Origin of the sequence: Lachnoclostridium sp. An138, assembly GCF_002160765.1 — a bacterium.
In the GTDB taxonomy this organism is placed as follows: Bacteria; Bacillota; Clostridia; order Lachnospirales; family Lachnospiraceae; genus Laedolimicola; species Laedolimicola faecalis.
This window is the reverse complement of sequence record NZ_NFLF01000028.1, coordinates 1-19,383: the sequence shown is the minus strand read 5'-3', so window position 1 is coordinate 19,383 and position 19,383 is coordinate 1. Positions and strand designations below refer to the sequence as shown.

Genomic DNA, 19,383 nt, shown 5'->3' with positions numbered 1-19,383 from the left:
CTCATGAGAGAGGAGCATGTATATTGCCAAAACTGATTTTTACTTCCCGATATATTCGGGACGCACCTACAGAGCACTTTAAAAATTATGTCCGCTACATCAGTACCAGGGAGGGTGTAGAAAAGATAGAAGGAGCAAGAAACAGTCTTCCTGCTTCTCAAAATCAGAAAAGAATAATTGCGCAGGTAATCCGTGATATCCCAGATGCCCGAAATATGCTGGAATATGCGGATTTTTTATTGAAACCTACCATGGGAAATGCTTCAGAATTTATCACCTGTGCGCTGGAGCAGAGCATGGAGCTTTTGGAGAAGCGAAAAAATTATGTAGACTACATTGCGCATCGTCCCCGCGTGGAACGGATCGGAGAGCATGGTCTGTTTACAGACGCGGGGAAACCGGTAATTATAAAGCAGGTACAGGAGGATGTGGCTGCTCACAAAGGACCTGTCTGGACACATGTGATTTCCCTGCGGCGGGAGGATGCGGCCAGACTTGGCTATGACAGCGCAGTCCAATGGATGGCACTGCTCCGATCCAAACGTTCTATGTTTTGCAAACACATGAAAATCGACAGCGCAAATCTTAGATGGTATGCAGCTTTTCATAATGAGGGACACCATCCTCATGTTCATCTAATGATATACTCTGTGAAAGATAATGACGGGTATCTGACGGAGAAATCCATAGAAGCAATGCGTTCGGAGCTGACACATGATATTTTCCGTCAGGACTTTGCAAATATTTATGAAGGACAGAATCAGGCGCGCGCAGAGTTGAAATCGGGCGTGGAAGAAGTGCTGAGGGAGAAACGGGAGGTTCTGCATTCTGGCACTCTGGCTAGTACCAGGATAGAAGAAATGATACTGGAGCTTTCAAAACGTCTGCAGAAAACTTCCGGGAAAAAGGTTTATGGTTATCTAATACGGGATGTGAAGAATCTGATTGACCAGATTGTAGATGAGCTGGAGAAAGATCCCAGAGTTTCCGAGCTGTACCAGACATGGGGAAACTGGCAGAATGAGCTCCTTTCTGTCTATCAGAGCAAGCGGTCTCCTCTGCCTCCGCTTTCGGAACAGAAACAATTCAAAAGCCTCAAAAACATGGTAATTCAGGAAGCACTGAAGATAGCAGAGCACAGTATTACATTTGAGGATGAATTCCAAGTAAAAGAGTATGCGGCAGAAGCTATAGGATCGGATAAACAATCAGATTCACACATGGAAGAAGCTGAGTCGTTTGAGCAGGAACTGCCTGAGCTATACGACATAGGGGAAAGATATGAGAAAGAAGAATCGAATAAGCATGACTTTCCGGTGGAAACGAGTTTTTATGCTGATTGGAACGAGGAATATAAATTGGCACGGGCATATCTGTACGGAAGTGAAAGAACAAAGCAAAATTTTGCTCAGGCACTTGAATTGTTTCTACGTGAAGCTGAAACCGGAAATGCACTTGCCATGTACGATTTGGGCCGCATGTATGCGGACGGTTTAGGCTGTGACGCAGATTCGCAGACTGCACATAGGTGGTATGCAAAGGCTCTGTTGGCTTTCCGCTTTGCCGAAGCAAAAGAAGAAGAGAAGAAACGGCCATATCTGTGGTACCGTATTGGCAAAATGTATGCTGCGGATTTGGGAGTGACAGAATCGGTCGATACTAAAATGACGGAGAAAGAGCAGAAAGAGCAGCGGTATCAGGAAGCGGCAAAGTGGCTCGAAAAAGCGGCAGCCATGGGGCATAAGTATGCACAATACTCTTTGGCTGGTTTATATTACCGCGGACAGGGTGTGAAGCAGAATTACATGAAAGCATATGAGCTTTATGAGTGTTCAGCAAAACAGGGAAATCCTTATGCTGGATATGCTCTGGCCAAAATGCTGAGGGATGGAACCGGAGTCAGGAAAAATGCTGTTCTGGCATATGAATACTTTAAGGATGCATTCTCAGGATTTTCTTTGATGGAGGAAAAGAGCAGCGATGATAAGTTACAGTACCGTCTTGGATGGATGCTCCATACCGGAACGGGAACAGAGAAGAACGATGTGCTTGCTGAAGAATACTGGAAACAGGCAGTGAAGCTGGGAAATCCATATGCGCAGTATGCTCTGGCAAAGCTCTGGCTGGATATCGGAACGGGCGATCTGGAGCAGGCGGTCGAATGGATGAAAATCGCAGCTGATGATAATGGGAATCAGAATGCACAATATCGTCTGGGCAAAATATACCTGCAGGGGAAATATGTCACACAGGATGTGAAAAAAGCAGAAGCCTATTTCAAAATGGCCGCAGAACAGGAGAATGAGTATGCGGCGTATCAGCTGGGAAAATTATATCTCTCGGAGGAATTTCTGCCTAAAGATGTGGAGAAGGGGATTCGGTGGATGGAAACAGCCGCAGAAAAAGGAAACCAGTACGCACAATACACTCTGGGAAAGCTGTATCTTTATGGCTATGATATTCCGCAGGACAGAGAAAAGGCAGTACACTATCTGAGGGCTTCGGCAGAGCAGGGAAATATCTATGCACAGTTTTTTCTGGATCGCATGGATTCATCGCATGAACCATCTGCAATTCTTACAGCGACCAGACTTCTTCGACATCTGGAGAAGCTGTTCCAGGAAGATTATCAGAGAAATACAAGCGGAAGTATTTATCGTATTGACAGAAAGCGCAGACGCAGGCTGGCAGAGAAAAAGCATGCCCAGGGACATAAGGAAGATGATCAAGAGCCTGTTCAGAAAATATATTAGGGAAGGTGTGAAAGTATCGGATATATTCATTTTGCAGAAGAACAGAAACAGCGAGCCAATATGGTGGATCTGGAGGATTTTTTAACTCGCCGGGGAGAAAAACTGCTTCGCTCCGGCAGAGACAAGAGACTTGATTCTGATCATAGCATTACTATCCGGGGAAATAGATGGTATGACCATGCTGCGGAGAACGGAGGCGGCGCTATTGACTTCGTGCAGATGTTTTATCATACGAGTTTTCCGGAAGCAGTAACTATGCTTTTGGGAGGTGAGCAGGGACAGGTATACCAGAGAGCACAGAATAAGGAGCCGGAACTGTCAAAACCGTTTACCTTGCCAAAAGCTCATACTGATATGCGGCGGGTATATGCTTATCTCACCAAGACGCGCTGCCTGGACAAAGATATTGTGTCGGCATTTGTGAAAGCAAAGATGCTGTATGAGGATGCGAAATATCATAATGCAGTATTTGTCGGGTATGATACGGATGGAGTTGCCCGTCATGCACATAAGCGCGGGACCTATACAAGAGGTGAGCCATACAAGGGAAATGTAGAAGGAGGAGATCCCAGATACAGCTTTCATTGGATTGGGCAGCGTGATACCGTTTATGTTTTTGAAGCGCCGATAGATATGTTGTCTTTTATTACGATGTGTCCGGACCATTGGCAGGAGCACAGCTATGTAAGCCTTTGCGGTGTGGCAGAGCATGCCCTTATGCAGCTCTTGTCAGACGCCCCTCAGATTAATCAGGTGATCTTGTGCTTAGATAATGATGAAGCCGGATTAAAAGCAGAAAAAAGAATAAAACAGCATTTGGAAGAGCGGGGATACGGAAAAGTATTCCCGCTCTTGCCATATCAAAAGGATTGGAATGAGGATCTTAAGGCAATGACGAAACCTCCGCCAGAATTGATAGAAAAGAATCAGATGACGATGTAGGCAGAATGAAGGGAAGTGAAGATATACAAACAGGGAATATTGCTATCTTTATCTGTATTGGTCTTGGGATGTTCGCGGTAATTGGAGGGCTGGCTATGCTGTCCAACCATTATACGCTGAACGGAATAAAATCACGCACGGTAGGCGACGGACAATATGGAACTGCGAGGTTTGCGACAGAGAAAGAGATACGGGAAACCTATGTCCATGTTCCTTATGAGCCGGAAAAATGGAGAAAAGGTGAATCACTGCCAACAGCGCAGGGCTTGGTAGTTGGATATAAAAAGAAAGGCAGTTCCATCACAGCGCTGATAGACAGCGGCGACATTCACTGCCTGATGATTGGTGCGGCCGGTGTCGGCAAGACTGCAAACTTCCTTTATCCGAACATTGAAAATGCCTGCGCATCGGGAACGAGTTTTCTAACAACAGATACCAAGGGTGACCTGTTCCGGAATTATGCAGGAATCGCACAGGATTTTTATGGATACCGTATTTCCATTTTAGATCTGCGTAATCCTACCCGCTCAGACGGAAATAATATCTTAACGCTTGTTAATAAATATATGGATATTTATCTGGATGATCCGGGGAATCTGGCGGCAAAAGCTAAAGCTGAAAAATATGCAAAAATCACAGCAAAAACTATTATCAGTTCAGATGGCGCTTCTGCCAGCAGCTATGGACAGAATGCATTTTTCTATGACGCAGCAGAGGGACTGCTTACTTCTGTAATTCTTTTGATTGCAGAGTATTGCCCACCGGAGCAACGGCATATCGTTTCTGTATTTAAGCTGATCCAAGATTTGATGGCGCCTTCTCCAGTCAAAAACCGCAGCCTGTTTCAGCTTCTCATGGACAAACTGCCGCCAAATCATAAAGCCAAGTGGTTTGCAGGTGCGGCACTAAATTCTGCTGACCAGGCCATGGCCTCTGTATTGTCGACAGCAATGAGCCGCTTGAATGCGTTTCTTGACAGCGAGATGGAGCAGATCCTGTGTTTTGACAGCTCGCTGGACACGGAAACCTTTTGTTCACAAAAATCTGCAATTTTTATTGTATTGCCGGAGGAAGATAACACGAAGTACTTTATGGTTTCTCTGTTTTTGCAGCAGCTATATAGGGAGATGCTGACTATCGCGGATGAGCATGGAGGGAAACTTCCAAACCGTGTGATGATTTTCGCGGATGAGATTGGAACCATACCGAAAATAGAATCTCTGGAGATGATGTTTTCTGCGGGACGTTCTAGAAGGATCAGTATGGTGCCGATTATTCAGTCTTTTGCACAGCTGGAAAAAAATTATGGAAAGGAAGGCTCCAGCATCATCATCGATAACTGTCAGGATATGCTGTTTGGAGGTTTTGCCCCCAATTCAGAAAGTGCGGAAATTTTGTCTAAGGCTCTTGGAAGCCGTACCGTATTGTCAGGCTCAATCTCCAGAGGCAAGAACGATCCGAGTCAGAGCCTGCAGATGATGAGCAGGCCGCTGATGTCAGCGGACGAACTGAAAACCTTGCCAAAAGGTCATTTTATTTTGGCCAAGACCGGATGCTGCCCGATGCAGACACGGCTCCCCCTGTTTTTGCAATGGGGAATCCAATTTGGGCAGCCTTATGAAGTGTCGGAACAATCAGCAAGACCAGTATCATATGTAGATCGTTTTGAGCTGGAGCGAGAGATTGTGCGCCGCAGGGATGAGGACAGCGATGATTGGGCTGATGAGACTGTACCGCTAGGAAATCCTTATACGCGTGCCGGACGTATGCTATCAGAAGAAATTTTGAAGGAACACAAGAAAGTGCCTTTCCGCCCTCCTCTGCGGACGGATTAGAGTATGGCGGGAGGTGATGCCAACGGGATATTTTTCAGATATTTATACAAAGGAACTTCCGCATAGAGCAAAGACAGTATATATGTATTTGAAAGATCGCAGCGATAAAAACGGACAGTGTTATCCGGCGATAGGTACCATTGCCAGAGAACTACATTTGTCCCGCAGGACAGTGGAACGAGCGATTAATGATTTGATTTGTGCCGGGCTTCTTAAAAAAGAGCAGCGGTGGCGGGAAAATGGCGGGAGGAGTAGTCTGCTCTATACGCTGGTTGATAGCAATTAAAAAGAAATACGCCGCCAAGGGGATGGTTTGTCTTCTTGGTGGCGTATGGAATATGCCATAATGACATATGTATGGAAGGGAACACCTGAAGAAATGCTTTAAGAGCAGAAAAGAAAATTCAATGTATTATTTTATATTTACAATAATTTATGAAAAAAGTTTTTAAACTGTTTACAAAATGAAAAAGGACTTCTTTTTATTAAATATCAAAAACAAATAAAGGGGGTCCATTATTATGGCAAATTCAAGTTACACATTTGACAACATCATTTCTACGGGAACTGGCTATTTTTCAAAAGAATCTGGCTTTAGCGCAAGTGTCAGAAGAATGCAGACAAAACTTAATCGGTTGGGATATAATTGTGGTTCTGCTGACGGATATTTTGGAGCTAACACAGAGACTCAGGTTAAAGCATTTCAGCGCGATCAGGGGCTGGCTGCAGATGGCAAGGCTGGAAGAGACACCCTTTCCAGATTGGATGCTTTATCACCGGATTCTGCTGATGAAAATTATGGTCGAGAACTGACCCATGCACAGTTAACTTCTGGTTATAGTAATTCTGCTATATCAAATGTTGAGGCATTAGCCAGAACAATTTATGGTGAGGATACACGTTATTCTGATGGACAAGCAGCCGTGGCAAAAGAGCTATATAATCGACAGCGAAGCTCTAGAAAATTTGGCTCACTTTCGGGTACTTCTGCTGGTTCAAAATCATGGAAAGGACTTTGTTACGATTCTTCGCAGTATGCAGTGATGACAGGCAACTCTTCACATACACAAGATTCTCGTAAACCTAACCAGTATTCAACGGAATGGGCAAGATGCGTTTCGTTAGCAAAAACATTAGTTCGTGGCGTAAAACCGAGTAGCACTTTAGGAACTCAGTGCTTTCATTTGTCTTCAGACAGTTCTTATCCTTCTAATTCTGTGGCTTCTACACGGGTACAGATTCCAGCTGGAGTGGGGAATAAGTTTTTTGACTATCAAACATCTTTATAAAGCGTAAATAATATTATGAATCGGACTGCAGAATGATATTCTGCAGTCCGATTAGGTAAATTCTTATTCTAATTGGAAATTTAGCCCATTGTATAAGACGTTCATGGAAATATTCCCAACCTCGTTTGAAAAGAAAATAGTAGGATTTCCTGTTTTGGGAAGAATGCCAATGTCAATGGTTACTATAATTTGGGTATCATTAACAGAGTAGCGTATTTGACTTACACAGTCAATGACATAAGGACCGTTGTCTAAAAGATCTTTATAATCTTTTAGAACAATATTTTTTATAACATTGTCATTTTTAATTATAGATAAATTGTCTTTATGTTTATCCAATGTGAATCCTATATTTTTCTTAATTTCTTCTATCTGGGCATCTGGCATAAATTCGTTTGCTAAAAGCGTTTTTTGTGCTGTATCGTATTCTAGCATGATTAATCGATCGATATTTATGCCAGTTCCTGTACTACCCTTTAGGATGAAACATGCCTCTGTAGTACCATCAAGATCAAAATCTCCTTCACATAAGCCTGTTATTCCAGCACGACTATTCCAGCAATAATCGAAATAGTATCTTCCGTTATAATAATCTACAATGATCCCGCGTGTACTCAGATTGCTATCGATATAACCATATATTTTGATGGTGCTTGATTGATTCGTGGATAGAATAATCAGATTTTCTTCAGAAGAATGTTCTTGCTTGTATTTTTCGAAACTAATCGCGGATTCGAATATAGAAGCTGGCAAGGCGGATATTGTGTGTATAACAGCTTCGGATTCTTCTACAGTAGATATTTGATCCATAGAAAAAGTTGTAGGTTCTAAAAATATAAATGATGCTTCTTCGGAAAATTCATTATCATCAGCAAAATCTTCTTTAGAGAGGGCATTTTGAGGATTGGGACTACAAGAAGCTGTAGAAATGATACATGGTAAAAGTATTATTATAGAGAATATGAATCTAGAAGCTTGAAATGACAAATTGTTTACTCCTTTCAATTGCTCTGTTTTGTGTAGTTGATTAACATTTCATAGAGGATTTTGTATTATTATCTTAATTTTATAGTATAAAAGAATCCGATTAAAGTGGCAAATGAGTGACAAGTATATATAAGTTATAAGAATAATACTACAAGTAATAATAACATAGATGCCTTGATATTTAAACAGAATTTTATTATTTAATTATACTTAGAATTAGTTTGTGATTATAATTTGATGTTTTGTAATTGAGAACCTTTAAAAATGTGAGAAAATATGATACTATAACTAATGGTATTATTAATATGACATGAAGGCGATTTTGTCATATTATTGACACTAGGTATCTGAAGTTTATTGGGATAGAATATAAATAGTAATGAGAATACTTAATATTTGAATTTCCAGATATTGATGTTTTAATGTGTATAAAAGGAAGTATGTCACAAAGTGATTTGTAACATACTTCCGGCAGTAATCAGTTAAAATGTTCAATCAATTCAAAAAGAGTTAGAAGTCATATCCTTCTACTGTGAAAAAGGTGTGATTACCAATGGTAAGATGATCAGTGATTGTTACTGCACCGTTTCCGAAGTTATATTTTCCACCGTTTGCAGATGTAACTTCGTTGTATTTAGAGTTAGTGTTAAACCACAAACACTTTCTTATTGGGTTGTTTTCACGATAAAAATTGGAAGCAATGTCAAGACACTCTTCCCAGGCATTAGCGTCTACCTCTAATGGTTTTAGTGCAGCGGTGCTGGTAATTCCGTTAAACTGTCCTCCGTTACCTTTTGTAACGATAGATTTATAATCGGGGCCGCCGAATTCAGATCGATTAATGGTTTGACGATTTCTTACTACCCATGCGCAAGCAATTTTGCCTTGGCGACTTTCGCCGCGAGCTTCCCCCATCAGCATACGTGCCAGACAATCAATGGGGCTACACTTTTCAATCATTTCTGCCACGCTAGATACCGATGTTCCATATGGAACAAATTCGTTTGTTGCATGTGTACTCATTATGGATACTCCTTTCGTAATGTACTTAACTGATTACATACTGTAAAAAGTGTTTTTCATGAAAATGTAAACTATATTTTTAAAGAACTAGGGGGGATAGCGTGAAAGTATTAAAAAAAATATCGATTGCCACATTGATAATACTGCTGATTTCCTTTGGACTTATAAAATGGAAAGGAGACACTAGAGTTCAGACATATTATTGTGAGGAGGTAAAAGGAAAAATTGGTAACGTGCTGACGGAAGACCCAGAGGGGAAATTCAAAATATATAGGTATGAGGATGCAGAGAAAAGCATTTGTGTTGCTTGGGAGGATAAGTTGTATTTGCTTAGTGAACCTGTTGTCCCTGAAGATGTGGAGCTTCTGGCAGTTACTTCGGATTATGATAGGGATGGGGAGAAAGAATACGGATTGATTTTACATTGTTATGATGATGAATGTAGTACTTATCAAAATAGACTTTATATTTTTGAAGAAAAGAAGGGAGAATTATACTGGAATATTTATGATCCTGCTTCCGATACGGAAGATAATTTTTCGGCTCAGATTACTGCAGATATAGTAGAAGAGACAAAAAAGGTTACTCTGATATGGAGGGAAACAGGTGAAGAACTGCTGGAAGTTTCCTATGAAGGATGGGTGGAGGATGGTGTGTGTCCGGAAAGCGTGTTGTATTCTTCCAATGTCCAGCTGGAAGCAGAGAGAGGAAGATTTTATTTGACGGTACCCATAATGTTGAAATCCGAGGATGGTGAGGTGCAGCTTCCACGAAAATTGAAGCTGGAAATCATTTATCAGGACAGTATACCAAACTTTTCCGCCCGCCCGGCAAAACAGCTGGAAAGTATTGCTATAAGTAAGGATGAACTGGTGGCTGCCTATGGAGCAAGCCCAGGAACAACCTATCAGAGCATAGTGCTAAGGATTGGGGATGATTTTTATGATACTGAATTGGAATGGCATACAGACTATGGAGAAGCAGCAATGGAGCAGGCAGATTATGATGGAGATGGCTTGACAGAGACTGCATTTTTCTATCCTTATGGAGTAGCTAGTTTTGCTGGTCAAGGCCTACTGGTTATTGACCAGAGTGAGAACGGAAAGCCTGTTTGGACGGAACTATTTCCCTCGGAAGCGTGGGTACAGGGAATGGTAGAAGAGCAGTGTCAGAAGCTTTTGGATTGGAAGATTGACAAGGAAACGGGAAAGGTGTATGTGACAGACGCTTTTAGTGGAAAAGAGGTGTTTAGTGGTAGTTATGATAAAAAAGAAATGGGAGCGGATATTGAGAAGCTAGAAGGAATATTATTTACCAGCGTATATTCTTATGTGTTGGAGGAAGGAAAGATTTATATGGATATATCACCTGTGATTGTGTTTGAACAAAGAGTAGTACCTTATTATTTGGAAGGTAGTATACGCATGGAAGTGGTTTATAAAGGGAAAGAAGAGGGAATTCTAAGGCTTCCTTAATAACAAAAATGAGTAGATAAAAATAAAGCATGGTATGGTTGTTGTGACAGCTGTACTCATCTTTGCTTCTATGGCAGACTGTATAATAGAAAAAATTATATGGAAGCTATTTATAAGGAAAGCTCGGAAAACGTCTACCTTCTGGGGTACAGAAATTGGGAGATAATATCTTGGGATAATAATCTATGAGGGCTGTTACTTTGATGAAGATGTGTACAAATATTGGACATCTAGTTAGGTGACGGAAAGTTCTTTCGTGTATTGTGAAGTGTGGTTTAACAATGTAACAAAATTGAGTTTGAGTCCAGTGTTTATGAAATTGTCTTGGCCATGGGGAGCGAACTATGCTGATTCCCTTAGTACAGCAGAGATTATTCATAATGAATGGAATACAGTTTATGAATGGGATTGATTTAATATTAATCTTTGATTTTCCGGATGTGGCAGGAATTTTTCCAGAAACTGTGAGAATAACAGGTTTGAAAAACGGAAGAAAATACCTATATAAACAAAGAGATTCCAGGGCATCCATCAGGATGAGAGGAGGAAAGGGAATGAAGGTTATTAAGAGTTGCGTGTTGTGTTTAGTATTGGTATTCTGCATTTCCTGTGGAAAAGAGCAAAATGAGGAAAAAAGCAGTGATATTGCGCACGAGGATGTTTCAGATGCTAATAATGCAGGTGATAAGACTGCGGTTCCGCAGGAAAAGGAAATTAAAACTTCAGATGAAGATAGCTATATTTTTCTAAGTTGGGGTGGAAAAGGAAAAAAATTCGAAGTAACTGCAGATAACAGTCTTGTGCAGAACATCGAAGACCTTACATGGCTTGCGATGAGAGGAAGACTAAGTTCAGAGTTGGTTTATGAGGGGATAACAGTAGATGAGGTTTCCAGTATTTCGGAAAGTGCTTTATTTCATGCCAATGATGAAGAAATTGTCAATACAGAAGAAAGTTGGGTTCGGATTCCTCGTGAAGGTGATACAGAGGCAGCTACTATTTCATCGGAATACCGAGATATATGTGCGTATATTGAAGGAGAGGATGCATATATAGCTATACAGAGATTGACAGAAACAGAGTGCTGGAATGTGTGGAAAATTCCGGGATATGGAGATTGGATGAATAAATCAATTATGATTTTTATATCATGTTATACGGGCTTATTATAAATTTCACATAATTGCTAGTAAATATAGAGAAGGGGCTGTTGCAAAACCATGATATGCTCCCTTCTAGGTAGACAAGTGAAATAACAAAAACTTGTCACTTAGGAGGGAGTATATTTTATGTCTGAAGATGCAAAAGAATTATCGCCAGAAGAAAAGCTCTGGGTGGTAAAGGAATACCTTTCAGGTAAAGGTAGTACCTACTCTATTGCGGATAAATATGGAGTTACAGATACCAGTATTCGAAGATGAGTAGACCGTTACAAGATAGATGGGGAACAAGCCTTTCACAAAAAGCCTCTGGCATCATCATTGCCACAAGAAGAGAAACTCAGAGCTGTCCATGAATATTTACAAGGAGTATTGTCTTTACGAGATATCGCACTGAAATATGGCGTTGGAGACACCAGTGTCCGCAAGTGGATCGCAAAATACAACGCCGGAGAAGATGCGGCACTTCTTCTAAACCATACAAAGAAGCATTATAGCAAATCCTTTAAACAAGAAGTGATACGGGCTTATCTGGCTGATGAAGGCAGTTATGCAGAACTTTGTGTCCGTTATAATATTCCTTCTTTTGATACTGTCAGAAAGTGGGTCTTGCAGTATAATGATCGTAGAACTGTACGAGGTTCTACGATCATGACAAAGGGACGCAAAACAACATATGAAGAAAGAATTGAAATTGTATCTTTTTGTATCGAGAATCATAAAGACTACCAATTAGCAGCGGATACCTATCAGGTATCCTATCAACAAGTCTATTCATGGGTAAGGAAGTATGAAGCACAAGGAGTGGAGGCGCTAACGGATAAACGCGGCCGAACAAAGCCGGAGGCTGAAATGACTGAACTGGAAAAGCTCCGGGCAGAAAACAAGCTTCTAAAGGCTCAGAACAAGCGACAGGAAATGGAGATGGCATTCTTAAAAAAACTCGGAGAGATAGAAAGGAGGCGGTTTTAAGCCAGATACAAAATGAAACGAACTACCTTGCAATACAGGAAACACATGACGAAACCGGCTGTCCGATTTCTGAATTATGCGTTTTCGCAGGTATTCCACGTTCATCGTATTACAAATGGCTAAATCGTAAGGAAAGCAAAAATGAGCTGTTTAACGGTCAGCTTCTGCCACTGATAAAAGAGGCATATGAGGAAAAGAACGGAATCTTAGGTTATCGTCAAATGACAATAAAACTGAACCGGGAGAATGCTTTTCATGTAAATCAAAAACGCATTTACAGGCTGATGCAGATTTTAGGTTTGACTATATAGGGTACTATAATGGCTCACGATATCAAAAACGGCTTAATTGCATGACGCCTTTAGAATACAGGCACTACCTGCAAACCAAATCCGCATAAAAATATCTACAACCGTACAACTACGGCTGGAGATAGAAAAATTTTAATTTTTCATCTGTCTACTTGACAGGGAGCAGTTCACCATTATTTGTGACACTCCCTTTTTATTTGTGCATTTTAGGTTTACAAAAAGATGATTATTTCTTTTTAATTATTAGATTTGTGCAAATCTGATAATTAAAAAGGAGGAAAGAAAAATGGCAAAACAGAGTATTGAGTTAACAAGAGTGGTATGTACAGATGGAGAAATTGATTATAAGGTAGGAATTAATCCAAATACGAATGTCGATGATAAATTACAGGCATTTGTAGATGCTTTTCGAAGCGTAGCCGGGACTGCTGAAATCATTTGCCATGGGTTGCCAGTAAAAGTAAGTTTGGCAATGTGGGGAGAAGAATCTGGATGGGCAACAGGCCCTACTCAGAATGAGAATCAGAACTGGTCAAATATGAAGTACATCAGTTCAACGAATCCTGAAGGAAACATTGGAAAAGGAACAAATGGCTGGGCAAAATTCGAAGGAAGAAGAAAACATGCAAGAGGTTTTGCTAAATTCTTCATGAATAATTCCAGATATTCGGATTTAATTGATTATTTAAAGAACACTTCTTCGCCCGATATAAATACGTGTATTGATTATATTGCCAATGCAGGATATGCTGGGGAAGATCATGCGGGGTATGCAAAGAGAGTTAAGGAATGCGTATCTTCCTTGGAAATGCATACTGATATAGGTTGATAATAAAATATTTGTAATACGTTTATCAACAGATAAATAAAGAAAATTTACCCTAAGTTAACAAGGGCACACACGCCTCTAACAGCCTGATTCCGGTAGTTTCTGAGTCATCGTCAATCGGCGTATGTTTAGTCAGAGAGTTAGGTAGCCAGCTGTTCAATGCAACGCAGCAGGAAACTATACAGCCACTGTCCTGACCGTGTGTGCTCTTGGCAACTGAGGGTAGAAACGAAAGCTAAATAAATGGGAAAAATTGAGTCGGCAATACAGTGGGTGATCTATCTTGCAAATGATGATTCACATGGTTATGACCAAATTAATAGATGGAGCCGGACTATATCTGCTCTTCTGCTTTGATTAGTGCTTGGGAGGCTGCAGGAGTGCCGGTTCAAGCAAAGGGGGCTTCTACCACAAGCAATATGTATTGCGCTTTTATAGCGAGCTGTCTTCTGATGTATCATCTTCGGTTATTTTTTGATGGTTCAGGACTTGCATATGGTGATGTGTTGTTAACCCCTGGCAGGCATACTGCGATGTATATTGGCAATTCTCAGATGGTACATGCTAGTATTAATGAAAATGGCACTGATGCAGGGGAATAGGCGGGCTGTACTCGCTCTTGTTACAACTATCCTTGGCAATATGTTTTACGTTATACAGGAGGAGGTGGTGATACTGGATCTGGCGACAGTACAATTCGTGCATTTCAGACATAATTATTCTTCGGGTCTGGTGGTTGGTGGTATTTATGGCAGCAACACTAAAAAGGCATCTACAAAAGCGTACCAGACAATTCTTGGTGTTACAGCATATGGCATTTTTGGTGCTGATTCTAAAGCGGCTGTAAAAACATTGAGAGAAGGTAGCAGAGGGCACGATGTTCGCATTATGCAGGGAATGCTTTATTGCAGAGGGGTTGCTTCAAGAGGTGTAGATGGTATTTATAGCACAGGTACTTATTCGGCAGTAAAACGCTTTCAGGAGAGTAAGGGATTGGCAGTAGACGGGATTGCGGGAAAGGATACCATGTATGTATTGTACAATTAAAACTTTTACAGCAAATTGATAAAATGGGTATTTCTGCCAGTAGCTCGGTTCTACTGGCAGAAATATTTTTATACTAAAACTTTGTTTAGTAAGAAAATTATATCCTTATGCCAATACTAAAAATTTAATAATGTACATATAGTTTACATTTTTGAAAATCTTATCTTTTTACCCCATGAGGAGGTAAAAAGATGGGGGAATTTGTATCGTTAATCCAAGCAATTAAGAATGATAAAGAAAAATTTGAAGAATTGCTTATCAAAATGGAACCATTAATTAATAAATATGTTCGATTGCTATATAAGGAAGACAAAGAAGATGTGTATGGTGAACTAGTACTTGCGCTTTGGGAAAGTGTACTCAAAATTTCATATTGTGAGAATGACGGGCAGATTATAAATTTCATTTGTAGGGCTCTTAAAAATCGGTACTATGAATTATACAGAAACAGTAAAAAACGCTGTGAGCATGAAATAAATAGTACGGATGATATTTATTTTGTAAAAGAAAGCAGCAAGGATTTAACGGATGCTCTTATCATTAGTGAAGATTTATATAAGATTATAAATACATATAAAGGGCAAAAAAAGAAAATCATTGTTATGATGTTAGCCTTAAATTTGTCTGATTCTGAAATAGCTGAACGATTGAAATTGTCTAGACAATATATCAATAGAATAAGAAAAAATTTAAAAAACGATTTAAAAAATTACATGATCAATATGTAAAGTAAATGGAGACAAGAAATAATGGAAAAAAAAATTTTATTAAATAGAGGAATTATAACAGGTACATTGACGTTATTAATTAGAAAAATGGAAATTATAGGGCCGATATTAATTATTCTGTTGCTGTTGATGAGTTTGGATTATATATCTGGAATGCTGGCGGCTCGAAAGGAGGGACTGGAGCATCCTGATAATAAGAAATATGGATGGAATAGTAAAAAGGGAATATTGGGAATATATAAAAAAATAGGGTATGTTTTTACTGTACTGGTAGCTATGAGCGTAGACTATATAATTTACAGATACACTCAAGGGATTGGCTTGGAATATGAAACAAAAACATTTTTTGGAGAACTTGTATCAGTATGGTTTTCTCTTAATGAAATATTATCTATTTTAGAGAATGTAGGAAGAATGGGCGTCACATTACCAGATTTTTTGATGAATGTCCTAAGTGAATTGAAAAAAGGTATAAATAATAAAAAATAAAATAACAATAGGGCATTTTTTGACTTGATTCTTGATAATAACAAATGGTTATGATATTATAACTAAAAGTATTAATGCTGAAATAAATATAGTCATAAATTTGTCACTGTCAGAAAAATGGAAAATAGTGTACAATAAAGTCATAATTATTATTTATAAAAAGAATTATAAGAATTATTCGCCTTATACATAAAGAAATATAAGAAAATAAAAACGAAATATTGATAATTTGGTACAAAAGAAAAAGAAGAAGAGAATGTTTATCTAAGAAAGGAGCTAAAATCAGAACGGTATCTTTGGCAGAAAGACGAAGCGGATAATTGAAATAATTTAATGTTTTATTGTGTTTTTGTAATTGCTTTATGTTTTTGCGGGGGTTTTAAAAGAAGAACAAAAGAATCTACAGGGAAGACGTGGTTAATGTTGTAACTCCAGAATCTAGAGACACAGATAAAAAACATAAATAGCGATGAAACTTCAAACATTATAGTGGTGATTTGACAACAAGGCTGAGATAGAGTTGTGGATAAAGCAATAATTAGTATCATTTTATATGATGAAAGCTAAGAATTTATAGGTTGCGATAAAAAGATAAACATATAAAGGGGGAGATTCCAATGGGTGCAATATAAGGATAGTGGAGAAATTCTGTAAAAGTAAATGCGTTTTCCTGTTTTATATGAAAGAAGGAAGGGGTGTTATAATGAGGCGCAGAAGTATAAAAAAAATGACTATTCTGTTAGTGCTAGTTGTCGTTTTGCAGACTGCTTTTCCAGTAAACACATTTGCCAGTGGGATAAACGAGTTAGATATTGTTACTATAGATACAGAAGAATTTGAGGATGCCAACAATGCATTAGTAGCACAAGGTAATATATCTCTAAAAAGACGTCTTACGAATCGTTTGGTATTTCCCTACGACTATCGTCAAGCAGGTGAAAGCTGGAGTAGTGATATTATGCAGACTTGCGGTAAAACAATTGGCAGTGCTGGTTGTTGCCTGACAAGCTTTGCAAATATTCAGCGCTTTTTTGGAGGAGGTTTAGATCCGGGGGAAGTCAATACCAGACTTGGTGGGTATGCATGTCCATTCAATTATCAAGGGGCGGCAGATACATTTGGCTATACCATAGTAAACTTAAGTACAAGTACAGTAAGTGACTCTTATGCGGTATCCTTTATAGTAGGTGCTATTGACTCTGCACGTCCAGTGCTTGTAGGAATGTCATATAGTGGTGGAACTCATTTTGTTACAGCATATGGCTACAGTGGAAATTCGATTTATATTAGAGATCCTGCAGGAAGATATAATTTTTTAGAAGATTATTTTGATGCTGGATATGAGGTAAATCGATTATGTGTATATGCAGGTTAAAGAGAGAACTTGCCAAGTTTGGAGCTGCTTTCCTGTGTTTGAGCGTGTTTTGTTTTTTAACAAGCTGTGCATTTACTAGAGAAGAGGAAGTCTTGTTAGAATGCAAAGATGCAAAAGAACTTACAGAGCTTTTGTATGCAAGTAATGATAGGAATAGATACTATAATTATGGTTTCCCATTTAAAGAAGGGAATGAAGAGACAATATTAATGACAGGCTACGGGCAGGTGGACTCTCCAATTTTTAGTACCTTGGAACAAGTTCAGAAATATTTTTTGGAAATATATACAGAGGATTATTGCGAAAAACATTGGTTCTGGACAGGAGAAAGTCCGCGTTGGAAAGAGATGGATGGGATAATTTTCCAGAGTTATGCAGATGGTATGTATTTTCCTGTTACAGAAGAAAATCTTGAGAGTAGTACTGTCTTATATGAAAGTGACGATGAAATAGTGGCATATATTTATTTTGACAGTCAAATTGATGACACAAAGTTTGTGACAGAATATACGATTGTAAGAACAGAAGAAGGGCTTCGGATTGCCAGTTAATATGATACATATTTTATGTTGAGAACGGAGTATATTTTGAAGACCCAGTGTCACTGAACCTGTGAAAGAATCTTTGCAAATACGGAGCTTCTATGATAATTGTTGGGCTGAAGAAAGATCCTGCATCTGGACGCAGGTTTTGGACTGCTGATGCCTGATAATTCTTCTATTATGGGCTTTAATTATGATACGGAAGAATCAGCAGTTGAAAAGTTAAAAACAGCGCCGGAGAGACTGGAGGTATTTATTCAGCAAATCAGGAAGAAAGAAAAAGGAATCTTTAATGATTATGAAGGAGACACGCCTGAAGAAAGCACCAGGGAGTTGGCGAAACTTATTGAGCCCTACAGTGTTACAGCCCCCTTCTACATTGAGGAAGATAAATGTATCGGCTGCGGCTTATGTGAAAAAATCTGGTATTTTTTCCATACAATCCTGGGCGAGGTTTCGATGGCCGGTTCGAAGGGGCGGAAGCACAGCGCGCTTCCGCCTCCTGTATTTATCAGCCTGTCAAAGCATACGGCATAACCGAGTCCCTCTTCCACAAGCAGAGAGCCATTGTAAATCAGGGTATAGGTGGCGGCGATATGCAGGCTGCTCACGTCCGGATTAATTCTGGCAAGGACAGGCCAGTTGTCGCCCTGTTCCTGATGAGAAACAATCAGCGGCTTGTCACGCATTTCTTCAGGATGTATAAAGTCTTTTTCGGCAAGCGGATCATCTTTCGCGGCGGGATTTTTTAGCTGCTTTTTCAGGAGAGGAGCCTGTGAGGGCAGGAACAGATGTGATGCGGTATTCCGACGGGCTTTCTAATGAAGCAATGAAACTGACAACGAAATTAAACAATTCTTACCACACTCCGGAGGAAATACGGGAAATCCTGTCTGAGCTTACGGGAAAGGAAGTGGATGAGACCGTCAGCCTGTTCCCGCCTTTTTATACAGACTGCGGAAAGAATATCAGCTTTGGCAGGCGCGGTGGTGACGAGAGATGTACCGGAAAATATGGTTGTGGCTGGAACGCCGGCTAAAGTAATCAGAGCAATAAAATAAAAAGAGCGGATTACACTGGTTTTTATCTTTTCTTGGGTTTTCAAAAATTTACGAACAGAGGATAAGCAAATGACAAAGCCAGGTAAAATAGTGAATTAAAAAATATATATCCGTAAGCTGATAAAAAAGTAATTGAAGAACTCAGAAAATCAGAGAGGAAGATGCAATATCAGGAAAGAGAAGATGGAGCGGTGTAATCACTTCGGCCCGGATAGACCTGAAAGCTGCCGGGTTTGGGGGCCAAAACAGGCGAAATCTATAACCTGTTTTGGTCTCCCCATTCACACATGCTATCTAAAATAGGAATTAAGGATTTGCCCCGCTCAGTCAAACTGTATTCTACTTTGGGAGGAATCTGCGGGTATTCTTCTCGATGAACAAGCTGGTCAGCCTCCAGTTCTTTCAGTGTGGAACTTAGAGTCTTGTAAGAAATTTCACCGATATACTGTAAGCGCTTAATAATACAACGGCTATCTTTTTAAACCACGTTCTACTATTATTGAAGTAAAACGCTCCAACTTCAACTTTTTGATTCAATCCTGCATCTTTGCTGTATCATGTCAGA

The 19,383-nt window shown here is 39.7% G+C and carries 20 protein-coding genes and 2 pseudogenes; 19 read left to right on the top strand and 3 right to left on the bottom strand.

All coding sequences use genetic code 11. The features are described 5' to 3' along the window. Nucleotides 1-23 precede the first annotated feature (23 nt). The 5 genes from mobP3 to B5E82_RS16155 all read left to right on the top strand — a co-directional run bounded on the left by mobP3 (nucleotide 24) and on the right by B5E82_RS16155 (nucleotide 6,819). The gene (mobP3, locus tag B5E82_RS16175) at nucleotides 24-2,753 is read left to right on the top strand and encodes a MobP3 family relaxase (protein WP_087308565.1); all 2,730 of its coding nucleotides are present in this window, start codon (nucleotides 24-26) and stop codon (nucleotides 2,751-2,753) included. 60 nt (nucleotides 2,754-2,813) lie between these two features. Then, on the top strand, nucleotides 2,814-3,695 hold the full coding sequence (locus tag B5E82_RS16170) for a DUF3991 and toprim domain-containing protein (RefSeq protein WP_206415732.1): 882 nt from the start codon (nucleotides 2,814-2,816) through the stop codon (nucleotides 3,693-3,695). Nucleotides 3,696-3,700: 5 nt separating this feature from the next. Further along, a complete protein-coding gene (locus B5E82_RS16165; protein WP_330398401.1) occupies nucleotides 3,701-5,530 on the top strand; it encodes a VirD4-like conjugal transfer protein, CD1115 family in 1,830 nt (609 codons plus the stop codon). 16 nt (nucleotides 5,531-5,546) lie between these two features. Beyond that, nucleotides 5,547-5,816 (top strand): helix-turn-helix domain-containing protein, encoded by a 270-nt coding sequence (locus B5E82_RS16160; RefSeq protein WP_087308563.1) that lies wholly within the window; start codon nucleotides 5,547-5,549, stop codon nucleotides 5,814-5,816. A 235-nt stretch (nucleotides 5,817-6,051) separates the two neighbouring features. Further along, entirely contained in the window at nucleotides 6,052-6,819 is a 768-nt protein-coding gene (locus B5E82_RS16155; protein ID WP_087308562.1) for a peptidoglycan-binding domain-containing protein, read from the top strand. A gap of 63 nt (nucleotides 6,820-6,882) precedes the next feature. Here B5E82_RS16155 and B5E82_RS16150 read toward each other — a convergent pair whose 3' ends face one another. Together B5E82_RS16150 and B5E82_RS16145 are read right to left on the bottom strand one after the other, a co-directional pair. Continuing rightward, nucleotides 6,883-7,806, bottom strand: coding sequence for a hypothetical protein (locus B5E82_RS16150; protein ID WP_087308561.1), 924 nt, complete (start codon nucleotides 7,804-7,806; stop codon nucleotides 6,883-6,885). Between the two features lie 510 nt (nucleotides 7,807-8,316). Then, nucleotides 8,317-8,829 (bottom strand): cell wall hydrolase, encoded by a 513-nt coding sequence (locus B5E82_RS16145; protein ID WP_087308560.1) that lies wholly within the window; start codon nucleotides 8,827-8,829, stop codon nucleotides 8,317-8,319. A 101-nt stretch (nucleotides 8,830-8,930) separates the two neighbouring features. Here B5E82_RS16145 and B5E82_RS16140 point away from each other — a divergent pair, with 101 nt between their 5' ends. The 14 genes and pseudogenes from B5E82_RS16140 (at nucleotide 8,931) to B5E82_RS16085 (ending at nucleotide 18,796) form a co-directional block, all read left to right on the top strand. Continuing rightward, on the top strand, nucleotides 8,931-10,304 hold the full coding sequence (locus tag B5E82_RS16140; RefSeq protein ID WP_087308559.1) for a hypothetical protein: 1,374 nt from the start codon (nucleotides 8,931-8,933) through the stop codon (nucleotides 10,302-10,304). A 344-nt stretch (nucleotides 10,305-10,648) separates the two neighbouring features. Continuing rightward, a complete protein-coding gene (locus B5E82_RS16135) occupies nucleotides 10,649-11,476 on the top strand; it encodes a hypothetical protein (protein ID WP_087308558.1) in 828 nt (275 codons plus the stop codon). A gap of 117 nt (nucleotides 11,477-11,593) precedes the next feature. After that, nucleotides 11,594-11,725: a transposase gene (locus tag B5E82_RS18005; RefSeq protein WP_140393169.1), complete on the top strand. Its 132-nt coding sequence runs from the start codon at nucleotides 11,594-11,596 to the stop codon at nucleotides 11,723-11,725. Between the two features lie 60 nt (nucleotides 11,726-11,785). Next, nucleotides 11,786-12,436, top strand: a complete 651-nt coding sequence (locus tag B5E82_RS16130) for a helix-turn-helix domain-containing protein (RefSeq protein ID WP_140393168.1) — start codon at nucleotides 11,786-11,788, stop codon at nucleotides 12,434-12,436. Continuing rightward, nucleotides 12,394-12,747 (top strand): IS3 family transposase, encoded by a 354-nt coding sequence (locus B5E82_RS19015; protein ID WP_087308556.1) that lies wholly within the window; start codon nucleotides 12,394-12,396, stop codon nucleotides 12,745-12,747. The genes B5E82_RS16130 and B5E82_RS19015 overlap by 43 nt, the downstream gene beginning before the upstream one ends. After that, a pseudogene (locus B5E82_RS19010) lies at nucleotides 12,705-12,836 on the top strand (IS3 family transposase); the annotation flags it as partial. The gene B5E82_RS19015 and the pseudogene B5E82_RS19010, both read left to right, overlap by 43 nt. A 197-nt stretch (nucleotides 12,837-13,033) precedes the next feature. Then, nucleotides 13,034-13,576: a glucosaminidase domain-containing protein gene (locus tag B5E82_RS16120; RefSeq protein WP_087308555.1), complete on the top strand. Its 543-nt coding sequence runs from the start codon at nucleotides 13,034-13,036 to the stop codon at nucleotides 13,574-13,576. 669 nt (nucleotides 13,577-14,245) lie between these two features. Beyond that, nucleotides 14,246-14,623 carry a peptidoglycan-binding domain-containing protein gene (locus B5E82_RS16115; protein WP_162610806.1) on the top strand — a complete coding sequence of 126 codons (378 nt, stop codon included), beginning with the start codon at nucleotides 14,246-14,248 and terminating at the stop codon, nucleotides 14,621-14,623. Between the two features lie 191 nt (nucleotides 14,624-14,814). After that, nucleotides 14,815-15,351, top strand: a complete 537-nt coding sequence (locus B5E82_RS16110; RefSeq protein ID WP_087308553.1) for an RNA polymerase sigma factor — start codon at nucleotides 14,815-14,817, stop codon at nucleotides 15,349-15,351. A 21-nt stretch (nucleotides 15,352-15,372) separates the two neighbouring features. Further along, nucleotides 15,373-15,840, top strand: a complete 468-nt coding sequence (locus B5E82_RS16105) for a phage holin family protein (RefSeq protein ID WP_087308552.1) — start codon at nucleotides 15,373-15,375, stop codon at nucleotides 15,838-15,840. Nucleotides 15,841-16,543: 703 nt separating this feature from the next. Beyond that, entirely contained in the window at nucleotides 16,544-17,215 is a 672-nt protein-coding gene (locus B5E82_RS16100) for a C39 family peptidase (protein WP_162610805.1), read from the top strand. A 92-nt stretch (nucleotides 17,216-17,307) separates the two neighbouring features. After that, a complete protein-coding gene (locus B5E82_RS16095) occupies nucleotides 17,308-17,766 on the top strand; it encodes a hypothetical protein (protein ID WP_140393166.1) in 459 nt (152 codons plus the stop codon). A gap of 150 nt (nucleotides 17,767-17,916) precedes the next feature. Next, nucleotides 17,917-18,294: a 4Fe-4S binding protein gene (locus B5E82_RS17995; RefSeq protein WP_140393165.1), complete on the top strand. Its 378-nt coding sequence runs from the start codon at nucleotides 17,917-17,919 to the stop codon at nucleotides 18,292-18,294. Nucleotides 18,295-18,532: 238 nt separating this feature from the next. Further along, nucleotides 18,533-18,796, top strand: a complete 264-nt coding sequence (locus B5E82_RS16085; protein ID WP_087308548.1) for a hypothetical protein — start codon at nucleotides 18,533-18,535, stop codon at nucleotides 18,794-18,796. 278 nt (nucleotides 18,797-19,074) lie between these two features. Here the strand turns inward: B5E82_RS16085 and B5E82_RS18900 are convergent. Further along, nucleotides 19,075-19,266, bottom strand: a pseudogene (locus tag B5E82_RS18900) (winged helix-turn-helix transcriptional regulator); the annotation flags it as partial. Nucleotides 19,267-19,383: the final 117 nt, after the last annotated feature.